Origin of the sequence: Aerococcus sp. UMB7834, assembly GCF_030215145.1 — a bacterium.
Taxonomy (GTDB): domain Bacteria; phylum Bacillota; class Bacilli; order Lactobacillales; family Aerococcaceae; genus Aerococcus.
On sequence record NZ_JASOLI010000011.1, the window covers coordinates 1 to 23,703 of the forward strand.

At 51.1% G+C, this 23,703-nt stretch carries 15 protein-coding genes; 6 read left to right on the forward strand and 9 right to left on the reverse strand.

Features of this window, described 5'->3' with window-relative positions; all coding sequences use genetic code 11:
* The 3 genes from QP339_RS08540 to QP339_RS08550 all read right to left on the reverse strand — a co-directional run.
* The coding region (locus QP339_RS08540; RefSeq protein ID WP_284911154.1) for a YSIRK-type signal peptide-containing protein at positions 1-2,234 on the reverse strand (2,234 nt) is incomplete at its 3' end.
* Positions 2,235-2,766: 532 nt separating this feature from the next.
* Positions 2,767-5,691: an insulinase family protein gene (locus QP339_RS08545; RefSeq protein WP_284911155.1), complete on the reverse strand. Its 2,925-nt coding sequence runs from the start codon at positions 5,689-5,691 to the stop codon at positions 2,767-2,769.
* A gap of 21 nt (positions 5,692-5,712) precedes the next feature.
* Positions 5,713-6,288 carry an AI-2E family transporter gene (locus tag QP339_RS08550; protein ID WP_284911156.1) on the reverse strand — a complete coding sequence of 192 codons (576 nt, stop codon included), beginning with the start codon at positions 6,286-6,288 and terminating at the stop codon, positions 5,713-5,715.
* 76 nt (positions 6,289-6,364) lie between these two features.
* On the opposite strand from QP339_RS08550, the gene pgeF reads away from it, so the two are divergent.
* A complete protein-coding gene (gene pgeF / locus QP339_RS08555; protein WP_284911157.1) occupies positions 6,365-7,126 on the forward strand; it encodes a peptidoglycan editing factor PgeF in 762 nt (253 codons plus the stop codon).
* A gap of 649 nt (positions 7,127-7,775) precedes the next feature.
* Here pgeF and QP339_RS08560 read toward each other — a convergent pair.
* Complete coding sequence (locus QP339_RS08560; protein WP_070620840.1) at positions 7,776-8,150, reverse strand: MerR family transcriptional regulator; 375 nt, start codon at positions 8,148-8,150, stop codon at positions 7,776-7,778.
* A 369-nt stretch (positions 8,151-8,519) separates the two neighbouring features.
* Here QP339_RS08560 and QP339_RS08565 point away from each other — a divergent pair, with 369 nt between their 5' ends.
* From QP339_RS08565 to QP339_RS08575, 3 genes are all read left to right on the forward strand, one after another.
* Positions 8,520-9,392 carry a cation diffusion facilitator family transporter gene (locus QP339_RS08565; protein ID WP_284911158.1) on the forward strand — a complete coding sequence of 291 codons (873 nt, stop codon included), beginning with the start codon at positions 8,520-8,522 and terminating at the stop codon, positions 9,390-9,392.
* 88 nt (positions 9,393-9,480) lie between these two features.
* A complete protein-coding gene (locus QP339_RS08570) occupies positions 9,481-10,674 on the forward strand; it encodes a MalY/PatB family protein (protein WP_284911159.1) in 1,194 nt (397 codons plus the stop codon).
* Positions 10,675-10,883: 209 nt separating this feature from the next.
* Positions 10,884-12,329, forward strand: a complete 1,446-nt coding sequence (locus QP339_RS08575) for an alpha-amylase (protein ID WP_284911160.1) — start codon at positions 10,884-10,886, stop codon at positions 12,327-12,329.
* A gap of 925 nt (positions 12,330-13,254) precedes the next feature.
* Here the strand turns inward: QP339_RS08575 and QP339_RS08580 are convergent.
* Positions 13,255-14,442 (reverse strand): glycosyltransferase family 4 protein, encoded by a 1,188-nt coding sequence (locus QP339_RS08580; protein ID WP_284911161.1) that lies wholly within the window; start codon positions 14,440-14,442, stop codon positions 13,255-13,257.
* Between the two features lie 280 nt (positions 14,443-14,722).
* On the opposite strand from QP339_RS08580, the gene ilvD reads away from it, so the two are divergent.
* Together ilvD and QP339_RS08590 are read left to right on the forward strand one after the other, a co-directional pair.
* Complete coding sequence (gene ilvD / locus QP339_RS08585; protein ID WP_284911162.1) at positions 14,723-16,426, forward strand: dihydroxy-acid dehydratase; 1,704 nt, start codon at positions 14,723-14,725, stop codon at positions 16,424-16,426.
* 167 nt (positions 16,427-16,593) lie between these two features.
* A complete protein-coding gene (locus QP339_RS08590; RefSeq protein WP_070618028.1) occupies positions 16,594-16,899 on the forward strand; it encodes an antibiotic biosynthesis monooxygenase family protein in 306 nt (101 codons plus the stop codon).
* 591 nt (positions 16,900-17,490) lie between these two features.
* Here QP339_RS08590 and treC read toward each other — a convergent pair.
* From treC to QP339_RS08610, 4 genes are all read right to left on the reverse strand, one after another.
* Positions 17,491-19,155, reverse strand: a complete 1,665-nt coding sequence (treC, locus tag QP339_RS08595; protein ID WP_284911163.1) for an alpha,alpha-phosphotrehalase — start codon at positions 19,153-19,155, stop codon at positions 17,491-17,493.
* An 18-nt stretch (positions 19,156-19,173) separates the two neighbouring features.
* Entirely contained in the window at positions 19,174-21,135 is a 1,962-nt protein-coding gene (treP, locus tag QP339_RS08600; protein WP_284911164.1) for a PTS system trehalose-specific EIIBC component, read from the reverse strand.
* Positions 21,136-21,854: 719 nt separating this feature from the next.
* Positions 21,855-23,198: an MATE family efflux transporter gene (locus tag QP339_RS08605; protein ID WP_284911165.1), complete on the reverse strand. Its 1,344-nt coding sequence runs from the start codon at positions 23,196-23,198 to the stop codon at positions 21,855-21,857.
* Between the two features lie 192 nt (positions 23,199-23,390).
* Positions 23,391-23,681, reverse strand: coding sequence for a bacteriocin immunity family protein (locus QP339_RS08610; RefSeq protein WP_284911166.1), 291 nt, complete (start codon positions 23,679-23,681; stop codon positions 23,391-23,393).
* Positions 23,682-23,703 lie beyond the last annotated feature (22 nt).

The following is a 23,703-nucleotide window of genomic DNA, read 5'->3' on the forward strand; positions in this document are numbered from 1 at the left end:
GGACCGGCGATACCTTGTTCACCCTTCTCGCCTTTTGGACCTTGTGGGCCGGCGACACCTTGTTCGCCCTTTTCACCTTTTGGACCTTGTGGACCGGCAACACCTTGTTCACCCTTCTCGCCTTTTGGACCCTGAGGACCGGCGATACCTTGTTCACCCTTCTCGCCTTTTGGACCTTGTGGGCCGGCGACACCTTGTTCGCCCTTTTCACCCTTTGGTCCAGCTACACCAGGTTCACCTTTGTCACCCTTAGCACCGGCATCACCTTTAGGCCCTTGTTGACCATCGTAAACAAAGGTTTCGTTAAGAACTCTTCCGCTTACAGGATCCGTTACGATTACTTTAGTCCCTGGACGGCCATCTTTAGTCCCACGTTCAGTTGTAATCTTAGGAGTACGTCCATCACGGGGAACGATAGTCTTGCCTGGACGACTAGTGCGATCGCCATCTCGAACGACAGCTGAAATTGTATCGCCTTCGTTTAAAGCTGGCACATTTGGAATTTCAAATTCCCCTTGAGGATTAGTACGTGTTTGGTAAGTTTTATTTCCAACAGTTACGGTAATGTCCTTGTTTGGCTCAGCTACACCACTGATAGTTGTATCGCCTGATAAGCGAGGATTCACTACTGGGGGTTGAATTGGCAGTTTTTGACCTTCTGGTAGGCCGACACCAAGTAAGATTTCCGCATCTACTGCTGGCTTTTCAATTTCATCACGAGTACCAATTTCACCTAAGTCAACGCCCTTATAAGTGCGAACTGTTTTAATGTGTTTAGTAACCCCTTCTTCCCCGGCTCTAACTTGTTTAGCTGCACCAATAGGGAGTTCAGTGGTTGTCCGATACTGAGTTTGGAATTTGATAGGAGACTTGGTAACTTTTTCGCGGGTACCGAAGTTAGCGTCTGGGTTAAAGTCACCTTGCTTGGTGTTATCTGCATAAAAATAATTACGACGATTTACTGGGTCAGTTGAACCTGTATTTGAACCCATGGCTTGGTTGAACATCCCAATTGTCGTCTTATAATCTAACTTGCCATTCCAATCTTTAACCGGAACTGAGAATTTAAAAATTAAAGGATAACCGTTCTTAACATCATAGTTGCTTAAAGAATAGTCAGTCCCCATGGATAAACCGGTATAACCAGTAGCTGCTCCACTCTTTAGTTGAATATTTTGAGGCTGGCGAGCTTTGTTTCCTTGAATGCTAGCCTGGGCGGTAACTCCCGTTGTTGGATTATAGTTAAAGCCACTTCCTAGCTCAATACCAAAACGAGGTTGGTGTTGAACCGATCCCCCTAATTGAGCTATTGCTTTAGGATCCAAACGATAGGTTAATTCAAAATCAACCTTATTGGCAGATCGATTAGGAACAGCTTTCAAGGTATAGTGAGCATCATTTGTACTTCCTCCGCCAAAAACAACTCCATCTGCTTGATGAGTAATTGGCGTATTCGCATTCCCTAAAGCAACAGGTGCTCCACCTACCCGCACTTCACTTGGGGTTTCAGGTGCGGCATAGAAGGCAAAGCCTGTGCGGCGTTTGTCGCCCGCGTACTGAACGCCGGCTTTGGAAACTTCTTCCATAAACTGGCGGCCGTTGCTGACTTTAGATAAATCGACATTCTTCACAATGCCATCGATCTCTTCGTCGGTGTAGATGTCCTTGAGTTCTGTTCGAAGTGCTTCTTGAGGGTTGGCTGCACCCAAGATTCTTTCAGCCAAACGGTCGAGGCCAGCTTCACGAGCTGCTTCTGCAGAAGTGCCTGGAATTTCAGCCCCTTCAACTGCCGCATAATTTCCTGCTTGGCTTTGAGGGGCTTCCTTCTTGCCGTTGTCTGACAATTCACCCACTTCAGGGTTTAAGTTCTTGTCTGCTGATTCTTTATTTCCTTTAGCTGAGTCAGCTTCAGCTGGGGCTTGAGCCTTAGCTTCAGCTTCTGGGGCTTCCAGCTTTGTTGCTTCTGGATCAGCTGGAACTTCAGCTGCTGGTGCAGGCTCTTCGGCTGGCTTAGCTTCAGCCTCTGGGGCTGCTTCAAGCACAGGCGCCGCTTCTGGCTGGCTACTGGTTGCATCAGCTGGGGCTTCTACCCGGTCCACAGCACTGGCTGCAGTAATTTCATCGGCTTGCACGCTCACGGCTTGGTTGGTAAACAATAAGCCTGCAGCAACTGCTACAGAGGCGACGCCTATATTTAGACGTTTGATGGAGTAACGGTAGAACTTGTTACTCATCTTCTCTCTTCTTAATTTTATATTATTTTTTCCTAGCATAAAAACCTCCCGGCATAATAAATCATTCGCGTACGTCACCAATTATCTTACTCCACAAAAAATAAAATAATAAACAGAAAATTTTTTGTACTTTTTCCAATTTGTCAAAATTTTAAAAACAAAGCTTAATATCTAAGGGTTTTTACTTGCTTTTTAAAGAGAAATTAAATTTATTTTTTGTATTTTATTTTGCACATTAATTTTGTTCATTTTGATACTTTTTGCGCTAATTTAATCTATTGTATTAATAGCCTAAAGCAATAACCTACGATTTTTGATCTCTTTCTTCCTATTATAATAATTTTCATCTTTTTGAGGCTTTTTGCACATTGAAGACCGACTGACAAAAAAATACAAATTTAGTTTTATTAAGCATATATTATTTATGTTATCAAATTATAAGTACTATTTGGAGCGTCTTATTTTTCTCCAAACAAGAAAAAGCCCCTAGCAGGAACAAAATCTTGCTAGGGACTATGGCTTAGACTTATTGCTAACTTCGGTAGGATTTAAGATCACGACGGTCTGTAAAACGATCAGCAGCGGCATCAATCTTGTCCTGGTTGCCGATCACCACCCAGGCATCTTCTTGGAAGACTTGATCAATAACGTCCGCATAGGCCTGGAAATCATCCAAGCTAGTTGCCAACGCTTCTTGGAGACACCGGTTAATCCGCCCCTCGGTCTCGCCTTTGAAGTAGCGGCGGAGGGCCAGACCGTTGACAGCTTGGGGCACGATAGGGAAGTGGAAGTTAGTCATCGCACCAATGATGAACTGGTCGATGGTCGCTTGGTCAAGGGTCAACTGGCGAATGAAGTCCCCAATCTGGCTGTAAACTTCTAGCGTGCGGCTGAGGTGGGGGTCGCGGTAGGAGTAAGCCGCAAGATCACCAGCTGGATTCAGGATAAAGCCTGCTCCATAAGCGCCGCCTTGTTCCCGAATTTGTTCATGGAGGAAGCTACTGGTCAAGAGATGAGCAAGGACAACGACGGCCCCCGAATAATAGAAGTCCTCATGGTCGATACGGCCCCCTTGGACCACATATTGGACATTGCCGTTGGTTCGAATGCCTTCGCGTTGGCTGCCAGTTAGAGGCACATTGAGGGATTGGCTGGGGGCTTTTTGGCCTGGGAGCTTGGCCAGGAAGGCTTGGGTCTCTTCGATGAGGCCTTCTTGATCACTGGCTTCCGCGGTCAGGCTGACGGTGACGTCTTGGCTAGACCAGAACTTGGCTTGGAGGTCGGTCAGGGCTTGGCTGTAGTCTTCGAAGACAGCATCAAAGTCAGCGAGGAGGGCACAGACATGATCGTAATAGGCAATTCCTTCTAGCTCTTCTGCAATCCGAGCCGTCTCGGTTGTCATGGCCTGGAGCCGGGTGAGGGTCGAACTATGACCGCTAGTCTCCAGGCTGTCCTCCAAGTCCGCCTTAACCCGCTGGAGGATATTCAAGAGTCGGGCCTTCTCATCGAAGCGGCTGGTCGTTAGGATCTCTTCCACTAGGTCGAAGGCCTGGCCACTATCTTGGCCCAGGGCAGCGAAGGAAACGACTAGCTTAGCCTGGTAAAGAGCTGGCTGGTCCACGTCCCGGTAGAGCTTGACCTGGAAGTTTAAACCATTGGCATAGGTTAGGATAGCTGTATCCAAGTCCGCATAAGTGTGTGATTCCGTTGAGACGCTACCGAGGAAGATCAGGAGGTCCGAGAGGGTCGCTAGGTCATCGAAGGCCACTTGGTCGAGCGGGAAGGCCAGGTGGACATAGCGAATACCCGCTGCGGGCTGGTCATGATAAAGACAGGTCTGACCTCCGGCGAGTGTGAGCTGGTCTTCAGGGATGCTAGCCACTTCCCGGTCCACGTCAGCCAAATCGAGCTGGGGTAGACTAGCCTGGGCTTCGGGGCTGTCAGGGGTCTGCTGGTAGCTGCGGAGGGAGGCATTGGCCGTCTTAACCTGGTCTAATTCCTCTGTTGTCATGGTTTGAACTTGGTCTGCCAATCGGTCAGCTACTTCCTGGTCCATGGCCTGGTGGCGGCCCAGCTCAGGCTCGTGGACGAGGATCTGCTGGCCTTTTGCCCCTAGCAAGCGGTCCTGGATGAGCCGCTCATAATAATCCGTCCCCAAGCGCTCTCTAAAGGCTTGGAAGCTCTCGCTGTAATTCAAGGACTCGTCAAAGGAGATGCCATAGCGCCAAGCACTCATGCACTGGATGAACTTGGTCACTCCGCGATTGGCGCCCCCTGCCTCACGCAAGGCGAATTCGGTCCGCTTGATCACAGCTTCCAAGAGCTCCGTATTGATGCCTTCTTCAACCACCTGGCGGAGAACATCTTGAATCAGGGCGACCGCTTCATCCACCCGGTCGGCGTTGAAGCGCTCCAGGATAATGGTGAAATCTAGGTAGTAGCCGCTGCCCCCATAGACGGAGACATCTTCAGCTAATCCCGCTTCCAAGATAGCTTGGCGGATCGGACTGGATTCGGCATTAACCAGACTATCGGCAAGAAGCCCCATCAGGTATTGGTCCTCTCGGGAAGTCGCTTGGCCAAAAGGCAGGCTATAGCTCAAATAGGAGTCAGTCGACCGGTCGTCGCCCTTGCCACCGTCATAACTAAGGGTATAACGGCGGTCTTCCGAACTGGGTACAGGCGTTTGAAGACTAGACAGACCTTGCCCCGCTTGGAAGTGACTGAAGTAGTCGCCATCGATCTGGGTCAGGGCGCGGTCGATGTCCAGGTCACCATAGAGGAAGGCCAAGGCATTGTCGGGCCGGTAGTGGGCCTGGTGGAAGGCGCAGAAGTCTTCATAGGTCAGCTTGGGAATGTCATAAGGATAGCCGCCTGAATCATGGGCATAGGTGGATCCAGGGTGGAGGGTACGGTCGATGTCCTGGATAACCGTCCGGTCGGGCGAGGAGTAGACCCCACGCATCTCGTTATAGACCACCCCATTGTAGGCTAGTTTACCCCTTTCCTCGTCCAGGTCCAGGTGCCAGCCCTCCTGTTCGAAGACCCGGCGCTCTTCTAACATCCGAGGGAAGAAGACGGCGTCTAAATAAACATCCATCAGATGGTGGAAGTCCTCCTCATTCATGGAAGCCACCGGATAGAGAGTCATATCGGAGAAGGTCATGGCATTGAGGAAGGTGTTCATGGAAGTCTTGAGCATGGACATGAAGGGGTCCTTGACCGGGTACTTGCGTGACCCCGCCAGAACGGCGTGTTCGACAATATGAGCCGCCCCCCTAGAATCCTCAGGCGGGGTGATAAAGCCAATTCCAAAGGCCCGGTTCTGGTCCTCATTCTTCAGCCAGAGCACACGGCCACCCGACTGGTCATGTTCATAGACATAGGTCAGGCTGTTGGCGTCTGGTGCTTGGAATTGGTCTACCAGGTGAAAACCTGCAATTTGTTCTTTTGACATGGAATCACATCCTTACTTAACTTAGTCATTCATTTCGGTAAATTCAGCGTCGATTTCTTTATTCTGGTCCCGCTTTTGGTCTTGGAAGTCCCGGCGTACTTGGCGGTAGGCGGAGAGGAAGGGGATAACTAGAGCAGAGACCACGATCCCCATGACATTGAAGACCAGGGTACAGATAATGGTTACGAGAAGGGTCACCCAGACCGGCAAGGCCAAGTCCCGGCCCAGGAAGAAGGGTTCAAGAGCCTGCTTCAAGAGGGCCACGACCAGGTAGAGGCCGAGTAGCCAGAAGCCCAGGGTCGTGTCTCCTAGGAGCCACTGGTAGAGGATCCAGGGGACGAAGACAATCCCGGACCCGATCACAGGCAGGGCGTCGAGGAGGGCAATTACCAGAGCCAAAAGCCAGGCCCAGGGAATGCCCAGATAGTGGAGGCCGAGACCGAGAATCACAAAGACCAGGGCCAGCAGTTTGACTTGAGCCCAGGCAAAGACCCAGATATTCTTAAAGGTCCGCTTCAAGACCTGGCCCCAGAACTTGGTCGTCTGAGCTTCCTGGCTCGGGTCTGCATTAAAATTATGGTTAAAATAAATATTCATCGTTTCTCCTTTAGTTCGTAAACTTGTTTTTTTAAGATTTAGCGGCTAAGATTAAGCTAAAAAAGGAGCTTAAGCTATGACAACATTTCGCTATTCAAGTCCGAGTTCTATTATTGCTTTGACCAGCCTGCGCCAGGCAGATTGGCCCGAAGAAGGCAATTTCGCTCTCCGCCAGGCCAAGGACAAGGCCGGCGTGGTCGCCAACCGCCAGCGGATCTTGGGGGAATTTGACTTGGACTTAGGCCAGGTCGTCATGCCCCAGCAGACCCACAGCGCCCATTGTTACCAAGTAGGCCAGGAAGACCTCGGCCGAGGTGCCCGGTCAGCTGAGACCGGTATCGCTGATTGCGACGGACTCTATACTTTTGACAAAGGGATCATTGTAGGCGTCTTGACCGCCGACTGCGTCCCCGTCCTCTTCTACGAGGAAGGCTCAGGCTTAGTTGGTGCCATCCATTCCGGTTGGCGGGGCACCGTCCAAGAAATCAGCCGCAAAGCTTTTGACCAGATCAAAGAAGCCCATCCCCAAGTCGCCATCGACCAAGTCCAGGTCCACATCGGCCCCGCCCTCTCCCAAGAAAAATTCGAGGTCCAAGCCGACGCCTACCAGGCCTTCCACGCGCTCGCTTACGCCGAAGACAGCATCACTTACCGGGAAAGCAGCCAGCGCTGGCACATCGACAACCAAGCCGTCGTCGCCAAACAATGCCAACTCAGCGGCATCCCAGCAGCAAACATCCACATCCACCACCACTGCACCTACCAAAACCCCGACAGCTTCTCCTACCGCGAGAACGGAACACCCTACCGGCACGGGCACTTGATTGTCAGGGTGTGAGCAAAGGCGATTAGAAAGGGATGACTGGAGGCAAAGAGGATAAGGCTGGCTTTAGCCAGTCGTTCCACTTTGCTGAAGTCACTCCCTTTCTGCCTTTGCGAACCCGACTACACAGGGTGTGAGGGATGGCGTTTAGCTTTCGTTCACTGGAGCAAGTCACCAGAGCAGTCTGCAAGACTGCGGCGGGGACTTGTGAAGTGACACGAAAGCTGCCAAGTCGAACCCGACTTGAGGGTGTGAGGGAGCGCGGTTAGAAGTGGACCTCTAGAGAAAATTGGAGAACGCATCCTTTCTGATAAAATAATGGCCCATTAGGATGAGGTAGAACCCCTGGTAAAAAAACATAAAATAAGGGTCAACAAGCTAGCAAGGCCTTGCTAGCTTGTTTTCATTATGGTTCGGGAGAGGGCGGCTTGCCTAGCGGGGGCAACTTGGGAATGCTGGCCTCGTTTGCGAGTTGGAGCAATTCAACTTGCTAATCGGAGGCCCGTTTGCGAGTTGATGCAAGCCTACTCGCTAACGGCGGCCTCGTTCGAAAGTTGGTGCGACCCGACTTGCTAACGGCAGCCCCATTTGAAAGTTGACGCGACCCGACTTGCGATCCGAAGCCTTATTCGAAAGTTGTCCCGACTCTCTACTTGCTGCCAGCCTACATTTTCCGCTGGCGCGGATCGCCTTGACGGAAGCCGCCTGCCTTGATGAACTCGTTATAGAGAATCTCTCTGACATCCTCGTCGGTTAACTGTTTGGTTGGCTTTTCTTCTTTTTTCGGTGCAGTTTTTTGCTTGTGGAAGATCTGGTAGATGGAGTTGACGCTCCGCCCTTCCGCAATATAATCCTTAATCTCGAGCAAGCGGTCCACATCATTAAGCGAATACATTCGTCGATTGGTTTCCGACCGCTGAGGTGTAATCAGGTGTTTCTCTTCGTAATAACGAATCTGCCGGGCTGTAAGGTCGGTCAGTTTCATCACCGTTCCAATGGGAAAGACCGCCATCGACCGCCGCAACTCTTTTTCTGACATGATAAATCCCCCTATCCTTTCAATTCTATAATCTGACATCATGTTATATTATTTTACATCTTTGTGCAAGCCAAAATCTTCCCAAAACGAGCAAAATCAGGCAAGTGGCAAAAGGCTTGCACTTTCTTGTCGAGTACTTTTTTTGTATCTGGATTTGAGCCCAGTCTACAAGGATCTCAGCCAGGCTCTACGACAAGAAAACGAATTCATCTTCTCAGCTTCAATTTTTTCACAAGCTTCTGTGCCCTTAAAAGTCCCTCCAAGGCTCCAGTAAAGATCAAGTTTAGGCGGTCCAAATCCCGACCTTTCAAGGATTCTGGCTTGAAAATTTGCTATACTAGGTCTATTAAGCTAAGAGGAGTTGACACCATGCCCGAACAATCTTATGAACAAGTCAAACGTGCCGAGCGGGCCACCTGGCTCAGTATCGCCAGCTATCTCATCATTGCCACGGCCAAGTTACTAGGAGGTTATTTCTTCCGGTCCAGTGCGCTGACGGCGGATGGGATGAACAACCTATCGGATACCATCAATGCGGTCTTCATGTTTATCGGCCTGCGTTTCTCCCGCAAGCCAGCGGACAGCGACCACCGCTACGGCCACTGGAAGGCGGAATCTATCGCAACCCTGGCCATGAGCTTCCTGATTCTCTATATTGGCCTAGAAGTAACCCTGAACAGTCTGCAGAATTTCTTCCACTATGAGCCTGTGACCCCAGACCCCCTGACTATCGGCGTGGCCCTGGTCTCGGGACTGGTCATGTTGGGGGTCTACCTCTACAACAAGCGTCTGGCCAAGCAGCTTGAGAGCCAGGCCCTCCTCGCCTCTTCCAAGGACAATCTGACCGACGCCCTCACCTCCTTCATGACGGCCTTCACTGCCCTCACCAGCCAGTTCGGCTTGCCTTGGTTGGACGGGGTCATGGCCCTGGTAATCGGCCTCATTATCCTGAAGACCGGCTTCGATATCTTCGTCGACTCCACCTTCCAATTGACGGACGGCTTCCCCGTTGACCTGATTGAGACTTACGAGGAAGAGATTGCCGCCATCCCCGACATCCACAGAGTCCGCCACATTGCCGCCCGCCGTTACGGTGCCAATGTCTACATCGACGTCACCATCCTGGTCGACCCCTCCCTCTCCGTCAAGGAAGGCCACGACATCACGGAAAAGGTGGAACACGTCTTAGCCGACGCCTTCGCCATCCAACAAGTCGATGTCCATGTCGAACCCGATTTATAAGAGACAGCGCTTAATCTATGGTAGAATACTAGTAAGTTAAGACCTCGCGCCTGCTCGCTTGTCTGTGTTAACCAGAAAGGATGATACCATGGATAAAGAAACATTCATCAAAAATTATGCCGTTAAACGTCAAAACACCCAATCGCTCAAGTGGGATCTCTTAGAAGAACGCTTCGGCGATGCAAACCTGCTCCCTCTTTGGGTCGCTGACGCGGAGTTCAAGACACCCGATAGCGTCCGTCAAGCCCTCCACGACAAGATCGACCACGGTGTCTTCGGCTACACCTTTGTGAGCGATGACTACTACGAGGCCTTCTTCACCTGGATGGCCGACCATTTCGACCTCCATTTGGAAAAGGACTGGATTCGTTTTACCACTGGTGTGGTCCAAGCTCTCTACTACTTCGTCTATGCCTATACCCAACCGGGCGACAGCATCCTCATCCAGACCCCAGTCTACTATCCCTTCCATAATGCGGCTCGGGATACCGGCCGGCGCTTGATTACCTGTGACCTCAAGGCCGTCGACAATCATTTTGAAATCAACTATGCGGCCTTCGAGCAAGCCATTATCGACGGCCAAGTCAAGCTCTATATCCACTGCTCCCCCCATAATCCAGCGGGCCGGGTGTGGACCGAAGAAGAGATGGACAAGCTTTTCGCTATCTGTGAGAAGCATGGTGTCCTGATTGTCTCTGACGAGATCCACCAAGACTTCAACTTCAGCGGCCGCCCTCAGATTCCTGCCCTCAATGTGGCAGGCGGCAAGTACCGCGACCGGATTGTAGCGGTCAACGCAGCCTCTAAGACCTTCAACATGGCTACCCTCCTCCAGTCCCACGTCATGATTTCCGATGACCAATTGCGGGCCCAATACGACCAGGTGGTGAACCGGCTCAACCTTACTGAGAACAGCATGATGGGGCTCATTGCGACCGAAGCCGCCTACCGGGGTGGCGCTGACTGGTTGGAAGGCTTCAAGGCCACCATCTACAGCAACTACACTTACCTCAAAGACCGCCTGGCCCAAGAACTCCCAGAAGCCAAGGTCACCGACCTGGAAGGGACCTATCTCATGTTCGTCGAGCTCCCCTTCGTCCAAGACCAAATCGACATGGAAAACTTTATCCAAGACCGCTGTGGCCTAGCCGTCGACTACGGCAACTGGTTCGGCGCCAACTTCGGCGACTACATCCGCCTCAATCTGGCCACCATCCCCGAAAACATCGAACAAGCCGCCGACGCTCTGATCAAAGAGAGCCGCCGCTTACTCGACAAATAAAACAGAAAAACCAGAAGTTCCTTCAAACGAGGGCTTCTGGTTTTTTTCTAGACAGCAATCTTAAAAGATCGAGGTCCACTTTTCTTATAAGCAGCCAACAATTGAATTTAAAAACAAAACCTGTTCCCTAGGCGCTTTCTGAGTATTTTCTAAGGCTATTGGGTATAATTAAGGTGCAGATAATAGGATTTAGAAAAGGAGAAAAGACCATGAATGGAACGATGATTCAATATTTCGAGTGGGAGCTTGCGGATGATGGCAAGCACTGGCAGCGGGTGGCTAAAGACGCCCAGCACCTTGCTGACAAGGGCTTTTCCCATATTTGGCTGCCCCCAGCGACCAAGGGAACGGGCACCAATGATGTGGGCTACGGGGTTTATGACCTCTATGACCTGGGCGAATTCGACCAGAAAGGGGCCAAGCGCACCAAGTACGGGACCAAGGATGACTATATTAAAGCCATCAAGGCCCTGCAAGAGGCTGGCCTCTCTGTCCTAGGCGATGTTGTCCTCAACCACAAGGCCGGGGCGGATGAGTCTGAGCGCTTCGAAGCCTATGAGGTGAACCCCGATAACCGCCAGGAAATTATTTCTGAAGCCCATGAAATTGAAGGTTGGACCAAGTTTACTTTTCCTGGACGCGGGGACACTTACAGTGCCTTCAAGTGGAATTGGACCCACTTCTCCGGTGTGGACTATGACCAGGCGACCGACAGCAATGGAATTTTCATGATCAAGGGGCTCAACAAGGGCTGGGCCGATAATGATGAAGTGGATAGCGAGAACGGAAACTTCGACTATCTCATGTTCGCCGACATCGACTACCGTCATCCCGACGTGATCAAAGAAGTGGAAAGTTGGGCCAAGTGGTATGTCCAAGAGACCGGCCTGAACGGCTTCCGCCTCGACGCCCTCAAGCACATCAATGCCGACTTTATCGAGGAACTGGCAGCCAAGCTCCTGGAGGCTGACCCTGACTTCTACCTGATTGGGGAATACTGGAATGGGGACTATGCCAGCCTGGAGAACTATATGAACGAAACCAGCTTCGACATCGACCTCTTCGACGTCAAGCTCCACCAGAACTTCAAGGAAGCCTCCGAATCGGTTGACGGCTACGACATGTCCACCCTACTGGACGATACCCTGCTCCAGAAGAACCCGACCCTAGCCATCCCCTTCGTCGATAACCACGACTCCCAACCTGGCCAATCCCTCGAATCCTGGGTCCAAGACTGGTTCAAACCCCTCGCCTACGCCCTTATCCTCCTCCACCAAGACGGCCTCCCCTGCGTCTTCTACGGCGACTACTACGGCATCGGCGGCGACAATCCCATCCCCGGCAAGCAAGAGCTCCTCGACCAACTCCTGGACCTCCGGCAAAAGCAAGCTTACGGCAAGCAAAACAACTACTTCGACCACCCCAACTGCGTCGGCTTCACCCGCGAAGGCGATAGCGACCACCCCGATGGCCTAGCCCTCCTCATGTCCAACGGCGAAGACGGCTTCAAAGACATGTACGTCGGCCAAGCCCACGCCGGCCAAGAATGGCAGGACGCCCTCGGCAATAGCCCAGACACCATCAGCATCGATGAAGACGGCAACGGCCACTTCACCTGCCCCGCTGGAAGCGTATCTGTGTGGGTAAGGGTGTGAGGGCGCGCGGTTAGAAGTGGACCTCTGGAGCAAAGCAACAGAGAAGACTGAAAGTCTTCGACGGCGCTTTGTGAAGAGGAGCCACTTCTGCGCGCTCGAACCCAACTGGAGGGTGTGAGACTTGGCGTTTAGACTCTGATGACTGGAGACCAAACGGAAAAGAGCGGCTTTAGCCGATCGTTCCGATTGAGTGAAGTCACTTCAAGTCTGCAATTGCGAACCCGACTAGGGTGTGAGGGCACGCGGTTAGAAGTGGACCTCTCTATAGATAGCAGATATTTCCATACAATTATTCAACAAGCTAGGCTTCGGCCTAGCTTGTTTTCCTTTTTAACTAAAAAATCAAAAAACTCTACACTTCGGTTAGTAGATCAAAAATTAGCAAGGTCAACATGGACTCAGAGGCCTAGACTGTGGGTTGGCAAGCTCTAACCCACAGAGAAAATGCTCGAGTGGGGATTGATACACTCTAACCCACACTAAAGGCATCAGAATGAGGCTTAGGAAGCTACAACACACAATCGAGACCCGCAAGTGAGGGTTGACCAACCCCAACACCCACTCGAAGGCAGCAATTGGGGGCTTGGACAACAGCATCAGCTCCTTTTTTAAACATCTGCTCCAAAAGTCAGTTATGATATCTATTCCATACAGGGCATGAGGGTTAACACTTTCATTCCCTCAAGACTTATTGTAGAATTTAATTGGGCCATAATAATTCTCCTTTCGATGCCAAAGCATCACTTTTTACAGCAATTTAAGCATAGATTATTATGGCCTTTTTGTGTGCCATTATTTTGATTTAATGAGCTGACTTGCTAAGGGACTCGCCAAAAGCAAGTCACACGCCGCATACACTCTGAACAAAACAAAAAGGCCCTCCCAAAGATCTTAACTCAGATGCTTAGGAGGGCCTTGTTTCATTCTATGATTTATCTGCTCGGGATTCTTGATTTTTAGCGAATTGGCGCTTGTTTAGGACTTGCTGGTAGACGGATTCCACCAAGAGGCCAAAGACTTTGGAGGAGAAATTCTGTTGGACATAGTTGGCGGCCCGGCTGCCTAAGCGACGTCGAGTACCTTGTTCTTGCAAGCGGTCTAAATAGGACGCAAATTCGTCGAAATCGTGGTACTGGTAGCCATTGTAGCCGTCAATTAGGACCGCCTCTAGGCAATCGTCGGCGCGGCAGAGGGCGGGCCGACCGGAAGCCAGGGCCTCGATATAGGTCAGGCCCTGGGTTTCGCTGGTCGAGCCACTGACAAAGATATCCCCGAGCTGGTAGTAGCGGGCGACCTCTTCTTGGGCGACCTTACCGGTGAAGATAACCTGGTCCTCTAAGTGATAACGAGTCACTTCAGCTTCTAAGTTGCTGCGGTAGGGGCCGTCGCCCACCACAAGCAGGCGGAGATCCGGCCGCTGTAAGCGGGCAAGATAGGCAATGATTTCTTGGAGGTTCTTCTCCTTGGCCAGCCGCCCGATGGAGACCAAGACGAGCTGGTCATCGCTCAGTCCCAGAGCCCTTTTCTGCGCCTTTAATTCTTCTTCCGGGAAGGCCTGTTGGAAGCGGGCCAGCTTGATCCCCGTCGGAATAATTTCGATGGTCTGGTCAACGCCATAATCGCGCAGGAGCCGCTCCACCTTCTTACTGGGCGTAATCACCGCATCGGTCGCGCGCAAGGTCAGGTAGGAGACCACCGAAACAATCTTCTTCCCTGTCGCCTTGCTGGGGGAGAAATAATGGGTATAGTCTTCATAAACCGTGTGGTAGGTATGGACAATGGGAATATCCAGGGCCTTGGCAATGGTCCGAGCCGCGTGAAAAGTCGAAAATTCACACTGAGTATGGATAATATCTGGGGCCCAGTCAATGATCTCCCGTATAATACTGTGGTTGATGGGCAGGCTGATGCGGGCGCCGGGGTAGATCTTCCCCACCTTAATGGAATTCAAGTAATAAACGCCCGACTCCTTGGCAATAGCCTGCTTGTCACCTAGGGTCAGGATCCGGACATCGTGGCCCCGCCCCATCAATTCTTCGCGCAAAGTCATTAAAGAAGACACCACGCCATTAACAGCAGGCTGATATAAGTCAGTTGTGATTAGAATCTTCATCGTTAACCGTACGCTCCTTAACTTCCACTTCTTACCATGCATGCTTATTATAGCAAACCCCCACAAAGCAGCGCAATCTCCCCTGACAATCTTAGGGGAAGCTTAAGTATAGATCTTTCCCATCCATTCTTTCAAAGTCGTCTAGATTAGAATTGTTTTTGATGAGTATAAAATGAGACAATACTTAGATTGTTTTGCTTTTAGTTTAACTTTGTGCTATTATTTTTAATAACTTATAATGATTCATAATATTCACATTACTAAGATAGGGAGTGTCATGATGGCTGATCAAGAAAAAGATTATCGGATCCAAAGTCAAGTCTACGATCCAGACGTACGAATGCCGAACCGGGCGATGATGCGGGCGGTAGGCTTAACCGATGAAACCTTCAAGAAACCAAAAATTGGGGTTGCCAATACTGAGAGCGATATTACCCCTTGTAACATGCATATGGGGGACCTGGCGGATGAAACCATCCAAGCCATCAAGGACTACGGCTACCATCCCTTCGAATTCCACACCATTACGGTCTCTGACGGGATCTCTATGGGGACCCAGGGGATGCGCTTTTCCCTGCCTTCCCGTGACTTAATCGCCGACTCCATTGAAACAGTTGTCAACGGTGAAAACATGGACGGGGTTGTGGCCTTCGGGGGCTGCGATAAGAATATACCCGGCTGTTTGATTGGGATTGCCAACACCGGACTACCAGCTGTCTTCGTTTATGGCGGAACGATTTTGCCTGGCCAAGACCGTGAAGGCCAGGACATTGATATTGTGTCCGCCTTTGAAGCAGTTGGCCAATACGCCGCTGGAACCATCGAATACGACCGTTTCCGCGATGTTGAATTAAATGCCTGCCCTGGCGCCGGGTCTTGCGGTGGGATGTATACCGCTAATACCATGGCCTCAGCCGCAGAAGCATTAGGTATGTCCCTACCCGGCAGCTCCAGCCACCCTGCCGTGTCCCGAGAGAAACACGATGACTCACGAGCAGCCGGCCAAGCAGTCTGCAAGCTCATTGAGAAGCGTATCTATCCTAAAGATATCATGACCAAGGAAGCCTTTGAAAATGCTATTACTTTGGTGATGGCTCTGGGTGGGTCAACGAACGCCATCCTTCACTTATTGGCCATTGCCCATGCGGTGGAAGTCGACGTGACTCTGGAAGACTTCGAACGCATCCAGAAGAAGGTGCCTCACTTAGCTGACCTCAAACCTTCCGGCCGCTATGTCTTCAATGACCTCTACAAAGTCGGCGGCGTGCCAGCGGTGATGAAATACTTGCTAGAAGAGGGCTACCTCCACGGCGACTGCCTGACGGTTACAGGTAAGACCCTGGCCGAAAACTTGGCAGAAATGCCAGGTCTGAGCGAGGGCCAAGACGTCATCATGCCGCTTTCTGCGCCTAAACGCGAAGATGGTCCATTGATCATCCTGCGCGGTAACTTGGCTGAAAAAGGTTGTGTGTCCAAACTTTCTGGGCTCAAGGTCATGCACCATTCCGGCCCTGCCCGCGTCTTCAACACAGAAGACGATGCGGTTGAAGCAGCGACCCGGCAAGAAATTGTCCCAGGCGACGTTGTTATCGTCCGCTATGTAGGACCTAAAGGCGGACCAGGTATGCCTGAAATGCTTTCCCTCTCCTCTATCTTAGTAGGTGAAGGCTTAGGTGAATCTGTTGCCCTCTTGACTGATGGCCGCTTCTCTGGTGGGTCACACGGTCTGGTTATCGGCCACATCGCGCCTGAAGCCATTGTCGGCGGAACCATCGCCCTGGTTGAAGAAGGCGACACCGTCACCATCGACGTGCCAAGCCGGTCCATCAGCCTTGAAGTCAGCGACGAAGAATTAGCCAAACGTCGGGAAAAATTAGTCTTACCAGAACTCCTCAAGAAGGGGGCCCTCGGTAAGTATGCCCACAACGTAACCTCCGCCGACCGCGGCGCCGTTACTGACTATGTAAACCGGGATGAATACTAAACGAAAGTAATTTTAAGGCCCAGCGCTAATAGCGTTTGGGTCTTTTTCTTATCTAATAGCCAATTTAAACTCGAATTGCCAGAATATAAGCAGACTTGAGCGTAACTTTTGTTATTGGTCGGAATTCTTGTTATGCTAGATTTAGATTAAATAGAGGAGGATGCTAAATGTTTGTTATTTTACAAAAAATTACTACTGAAGCAGAACACACTGAAGATGTGATCAAGAAATTAGGCGACCGTGAAATCATTACCGAACAAGATGGTTTCGTTGACATGTCTGTTCTCAAAGGCGAAGAACAAGAAGACGGTAAGGACGTCATCTTCGTCATCGGTCGTTGGGAAAACAAAGATGCCTGGGCCGCTTGGGAAGCATCCGACAAACGTGACCAACCCAACGATCCAGACAAAGCAGAAATTGTTTCCATGACAGCTGGCAAATTCGATAGCCAAGTGATCTTGGAAAGCAAATAAGGGTGTAAGCAATTGCGGACCCGACTGCGTAGACTGTAACTCAAACCATTTTTAGCGTAAAGCAAAAGACGAGCTCTTTTTAGAGGGCTCGTCTTTTTTCTTTTTTAATGCTGAATCCTGACTGCTAGTTAAAAGAGAATGACTCTTCTAAATGAATTCGATTCGACAGCTTTGGGCAACTTCCGTAACTCGTAGTTCTCCATTTGCACGCAAAGTCTCTGAGTGCAAATGGAAAACCGGCTAAGCGCCGGCCTTCACACCCTGTTATAGTCGGGTTCGGGCTGGCAGAAATAGCTCCTCTTCGCAAAGATCCGCCGAAGACCTTCACTCTTCTCTGGTTCTTTGCTCCAGAGATCTCTTTCTCCCGTCAGCCCTCACACCCTAAACATCAAAAAAAGCGATGCAAGTTGGCTCTGGGCGTTCTTGCTCGCTTAATTTCCCGTGGTGCTAGCGCATAGTCGCTAGCTGTGCCAGTTGGAACAACTGGCATGCTATGCTTGGTCGGTGCCAAGCCATTTGTTTAACTTGACTATAGTATATCAGCTTACGAGAGAGTCGTCAACACTTTTTTAGGTTTTTCTAAAAAAATATTTAGCTCTCCTTATTTTGGCGGAAGGCGACGGTTTCGTAAGGGGCGAGTTCTAGCTGGTCTGAGAGCTCCGTCAAGGGGCCGTTGCCTATAACTTTCTTAGCGTCAGCCTGCCAGCCTAGTTCACTGAGGTCCAGCGTCACAGGGTCTGCATAGAAATTAGACAGTACCAAGAGCTCCTGGTCGCCATAGCGGCGGCGGTAGGCCATGACTCGAGGATGGTCAAGAAAGAGCCCCTCGTAGTCACCTTGACTAATTAGCGGCTCTGTCTTCCGCAGCTGGATCAAGTCCTGGTAGTAGGCAAAAATACGCTGGCTCAATTCCGACTGGACATTCACCTGGTCATGGTTCGCATTAACTGCCAGCCAGGGCGTCCCCGTCGTGAAGCCTGCTTGGTCGCCGGTTTCCCACTGCATAGGGGTCCGGCCATTATCCCGTGACTTGTCTTGGATAATGGCCAGGGCTTCAGCTTGATCCTTGCCAGCTTCCAAGAGGCTCTGGTAGGCATTGTGGGTCTCCACATCCTGGTAGTCTTCAATCGCTTGGAAGTTAGCATTGGTCATGCCGAGCTCCTCACCTTGGTAAATATAGGGCGTCCCCCGCATGAGATGGATCGTTTGGGCCAGCATCGTTGCCGATTCATAAGGGTAATGCTTTGGATCACCGAAGCGGCTGAGCTGGCGGGGTTGGTCGTGGTTGCTCAGGAAGAGGGCATTCCACCCGCCTCCTTCAGACATGCCACGCTGCCAGTCATCGAGGATTTTTTTAAGAGCTGAGAAGTCAAAATCCGCCAAGGCCCACTTCTCACCCTCGGGATAGTCTACCTTGAGATGGTGGAAATTGAAGATCATATCCAATTCATCCCGATCCGGATTGGTATACTTGACTCCCTCGGCAATAGAGGTCGAAGACATTTCCCCCACAGTCACCGTATCCGCGCGCTGGCCAAAGCTGGCCTGGTTCAGCTGGCGCACCCAGTCGTGGACACGCGGGGTATCGGTATAGAGGGCCTTCTCCTCGCTGCCTCCATCGCCGGGCCCATCGACTAAGACCGGATCCTTACCGATCACATTGAGCACATCGAAGCGGAAGCCACGCACCCCTTTAGATAACCAGAAATTACAAATCTCCTGACATGCTTGGCGAACAGCAGGATTATGCCAATCCATATCAGCCTGGCTAACATCATAAAGATGGAGGTAGTAAAGCCCTGTATCACCAAAAGGCTCCCAGGCCGGCCCCCCAAACTTAGACTGCCAGTTGGTCGGTAGGCTCCCATCGGCCTTGGGCTCGCGAAGGATATAGTAGTCCTGGTAGGTCCGGTCACCCGCCAAGGCTCGCTGGAACCAGTCGTGATCGGTCGATGTGTGGTTAAAGACCATATCCATCATCAAGCCCATGCCACGCCGGTCTGCTTCCTGAACCAAGTCCTCAAAATCCTCCATCGTCCCAAAGCGCGGGTCGATGGCCCGGTAATCACTCACATCATAGCCATTATCATTCTGAGGTGAGGGGTAGATCGGACTCAACCAAAGCATATCCACCCCCAATTTAGCCAAATAGTCCAAGCGTTGGATAATCCCACGCAAGTCTCCGAAGCCGTCTCCATCACTATCCTGGAAAGACTTGGGGTAGATCTGGTAAACCGTCATCTCACGAAAATTCATTACAGGAACTCCTTTCGATTACTTAATCAAATAGCCGACACGCTGGCCTGCTTGGTCCACCTGGTCAAAGTTAAAGTCCAGCGCATCATATTGGTCTGCCTCTGTAAAGACAACCACAATATCCGTTCCTTTACCTGCTGCCTGAATGGCTTCCAGGTCCATTTCGGCTAGCTCTGTCCCTATGTCAACCGCCTGACCTGTTGGAACCTCAATGGTAAAGGGTTCTCCCTCCAAGTCAACCGTATCCAAGCCCATATGGATAAGCACTTCAACGCCTGAATCTGTTTCTAAACCAATCGCATGCTTAGTAGGAAAGACACTCGTCACTTTGCCGGCTACGGGAGAAACTACCCGGCCATCCGTGGGTTCCACCGCAAAACCATCCCCCATCATCTGCTGGGAGAAGACCTCATCATCAACGGCCGTAATGGCTTTAGCCTTACCGTTGGCGACGCTGGCTATTGTTTCCTTAGCTGTTTCAGCCTTAACCGTTGTCGGTGCCGTTTGATCTACTTGGTCAGAATTTTCTTGGCTGACTGCTTCCTTTTGACCCTGACCGTCCTTGACCAAGAAACCCATCTTCCTAAAGAGAATGGTCAGGACAAAAGGCACAACTAAAGCAATCAGCATGGCTAGGAAGAACCAAGCCATTGAGGGAACCTGGATCACTAAGAAGCCAGGTAAGCCACCAATCCCAATGGAATTAGCAGTTACCTTGGTCGCTGTGGATAGGAGGCCTGCCAAGGCAGAGCCGATCATCCCGGCCACCAAGGGGTACATGTACTTGAGATTGATCCCGAAGAGAGCAGGTTCTGTTACGCCGAGATAGGCTGAGATAGCGGCCGGAATAGTGACCTGGGATTCCTCTTCGTCGTGGCGGGTCATCCACCATACGGCAAGCACCGCAGAACCCTGGGCAATATTCGAGAGGGCAATCATGGGCCAGAGCCCCGTTCCTTGGTAGTCTGCGATCAACTGGGCGTCGACGGCATTGGACATGTGGTGGAGGCCCGTCACCACTAGGGGCGCATAGAGGGCTCCAAAGACCGCCCCGAAGAGCCAACTTAGACCTGAAGTCAGACCGGCGTAAACAATCGACCCAATCCAGGTCCCAATCCGCCAACCCACCGGCCCTAGCACGGTATGGGCCAGGATAATCGAAGGGAAGAGGGCCAAGAAGGGAACCAGGATCATCGACAGGTACTCCGGCACGTGCTTGCGGAAGAAACGCTCCAAGTAGCCCAGCGTCAAACCAGCGAAGAGAGCCGGTAAGACCTGACCCTGGTAGCCAATCTTATCCAAAGTAAAGAAACCGAAGTCCCAGACCGGCACCTCTCCATTGAGGATAGCGGCCGGCGCATCATAGGCATTCAGCAACTGACCAGAGACCAGGGTAATCCCTAAGATAATCCCCAGAATCTGGGTTCCGCCCATCTTCTTCACCACGGACCAGGTAATGCCGACCGGTAGGAAGTGGAAGATGGCCTCACTGGGCAGCCAGAGAAAGTCATTCAAACCTGCCCAAAAAGTCGAAGCTTCCACTAGGGTCTGACCATCCAGCATATCTAAGGGAATCCCACTCAATAAGTTCCTAAAGCCTAAGATCAACCCCCCGACAATAAAGGCTGGAATAATTGGTGCAAAGACCTCCGCCATAAAGGCTAGGCCCCGCTGGAAGGCGGACTGATTGCCCTTGGCTTGAGCTTTCACCTGGTCTTTACTCGTTCCTTCCAAACCCGATACCGCTTCAAATTCTTGGTAGAATTCCGACACCTTATTGCCAATAATCACTTGGAATTGCCCCGCTTGGGTAAATGTCCCCTTCACTGAAGGCAAGCTCTCAATCCGGTCAACATCCGCCTTGCCGGGATCTTCCAAAGCGAAACGCATCCGAGTCGCACAGTGGGTCACCGCTGCCACATTATCTTGACCGCCAATTGCCTCCAGCAAGGCGGCCGCATCTTCTTTAAATTCTGCCATCTTGTCTCCTCCATTTCTCAGCTATGTGTCACTCCTATTATACCTAAAGAAAGCCCTTCCACCAAGGGAAGAAGCCCATAATAAAAGAAGCTAGAGCGGATCTAGCTTCTTTGGTGAAGGTAAATGTTGGATAAGAGCAGCTGAAGCCGCCTTGGTCACCTAGACTGAGACCCTCCGATTGAAAGTTGAGCATAAGCAACTCACACTCAGAGCTCCTGATTAAAAGTTGAGCGCATCCTCTCACACCCTACAGTCGGGTTCAGGCTGGCAGAAATAGCTCCTCTTCGCAAATATCCGCCGAAGACCTTCAGTCTTCTCTGGCTATTTGCTCCAGAGGTCTATTTCTCCCGCCAGCCCTCACACCCTTCTTAGTCGGGTTCGGTCTGGCAACTTTCCTCTCACTTCACAAGTCTTCGCCGCAGTCTTCCAGACTGCTCTGGTGACTTGCTCCAGTGAAGGAAAGCTAATCGCCAGCCCTCACACCCTTCTTAGTCGGGTTCGGTCGCGCAGAACTGGCTCCTCTTCACAAAATCCCTGCGAAGTCTTTCAGACTTCTCCGGTCTTTTGCTCCAGAGGTCCACTTCTACCCGCGCTCCCTCACACCCTGTGTAGTCGGGTTCGCAAAGGCAGAAGGGAAGTGACTTCAGCAAAGTGGAGCGAGCAGCTAAAGCTGCTCTTATCCACTTTGCCTCCAGTCATTCCTTTCTGAACGCCTTTGCTCACACCCTTCTTCTTAACCGGCGGAAGATTTTGATATTTTGTTCACCTGTCAGGCGGCGGTAATAGTAGATGATCAGGGCGAGGGAGATGAGGGCTGTACTAGCTTCTACAGCAGTCATGGTCAGCCAAACGCCGGTCAGGTCCCAAATCCGACTCATCACTAAGAGATAAGGCACAATCAAGACCAGTCCTCTTAACAGAGAAACGACCATGGACGAGCGCGGGGCGTTGACAGCTACCGCATAATAGATCACAAAGAAATTCACGGCAGTCAGCGGATAAGATAGGAAGTAGAGTCGCAAACCTGAACTGGCCATGGAGGCTAGGGCCGGATCTGCCTGGCTATTAAAGATGCTGACTAGAGACCCTGCCCCCACTTGACCAATGACTAAGCAGAGGCCGCCAAACACCAGATAGGTCACTAGGGCCAGACGGAAGACAGCCTGAACATTGCGGTCATCACGCGCCCCATAGAACTGGCTGACCAGGGGTTGGAAGCCCTGACCAATCCCTGTTAGGATAGCAATAATGATGATGTTTAAGTTAGCGATAATGGCATAGGCCGTTACGCCCAAATCGCCCGCCAGATTCAATAAGACCTGGTTGAAGGCGAACATGACCACAGCCGAGGAGAACTCATTCATAAAGGAAGACAAGCCATTCGCCACAACAGAAGCCAGCTCTCGCCATTGGAAGCGAAAGCGACGAAATTTCAGCTGACTATCTTCCCGGCGTAGGTGGCCGACTGCTAAGACCAAAGAGAGAATCGGCGAGAAGCAGGTCGCCAGAGCTGCCCCTGCCAAGCCCCATTGGAGAGGGAAGATAAAGATGTAATCGAGGACAATATTCGCTAGGCCCCCTGCTAGGAAGGCAATACTAGCTAAGCGGGGCGCCCCATCATTGCGCAAGAAGGACACCATGACAAAATTTAGGATAAAGGCCGGGGTAAAGAGGGTGTAGACCGCAAAATAATCCCTGGCCCAGTGATAAAGTTCCCCGGATGCCCCTAAAGCCTGAAGTAAGGGATCGCGGAAGAAGAAGCAAATAGCCACAATGAAAAGACTTAATAGAGCGGCCACTAAGCTAGTCAACGAAAAAATCTCCTGGGCCCGACGCACCTGACCGCGCGATCTCTGAATGGTGAAGAGGGTCGCTCCCCCTACCCCGAACATCCAGCCCAGTCCTGAAATCACATGGACCACCGGAAGTACCAGGTTCAAGGCCGCAATCCCTTGTCCCCCAATTCCCTGGGCAATGAAGAAGGTATCCGCCAAGACAAAGAGCGAATACCCAACCATACTCAAGGTAGCGAAACTCACATAACGCACAAAATTCTTTAGCATTTGATTCGTCTCCTTTCTCAGTGCAAAAAGCACCCCATTTTTATGTCGCTTAGCTAGACATAAAAATAAAGTGCTTCAGCAAGCAAAGTGCGCTGCTATCTAAGGATTCCTTAGACCCAACCTATCATAAAGAAGATCCCCTTATAAATCAAGGCTTAAAACAGAATTTTTTCAATTTCTTGAACAATTCCATCAATAACCATAGCGAATCTGAGACAGGGCGGATAATTCCTTCAAGAGGGCTTCCTGGTCATCGGGAATAACTTGCCCATCTGCCCGCAAGGCCTTGGACAAGTCCAGGTTGAGCCGAGTCAAGATATAAGGGGTCGACGTCCCACTCTCTTGGAATTCCACTAGATAATCAGCGAGCACCTGCTTGAGGGCAGACTGGGAAGGACCTAACTTACCCTCTATCTCTTGAATCAATTTAATCGCTTCTTTGCGGCGATCTTGCCCGCCCGCAAACCATTTCAAGGCTGCCATAAGCGCCACCTCCTTAATTGAT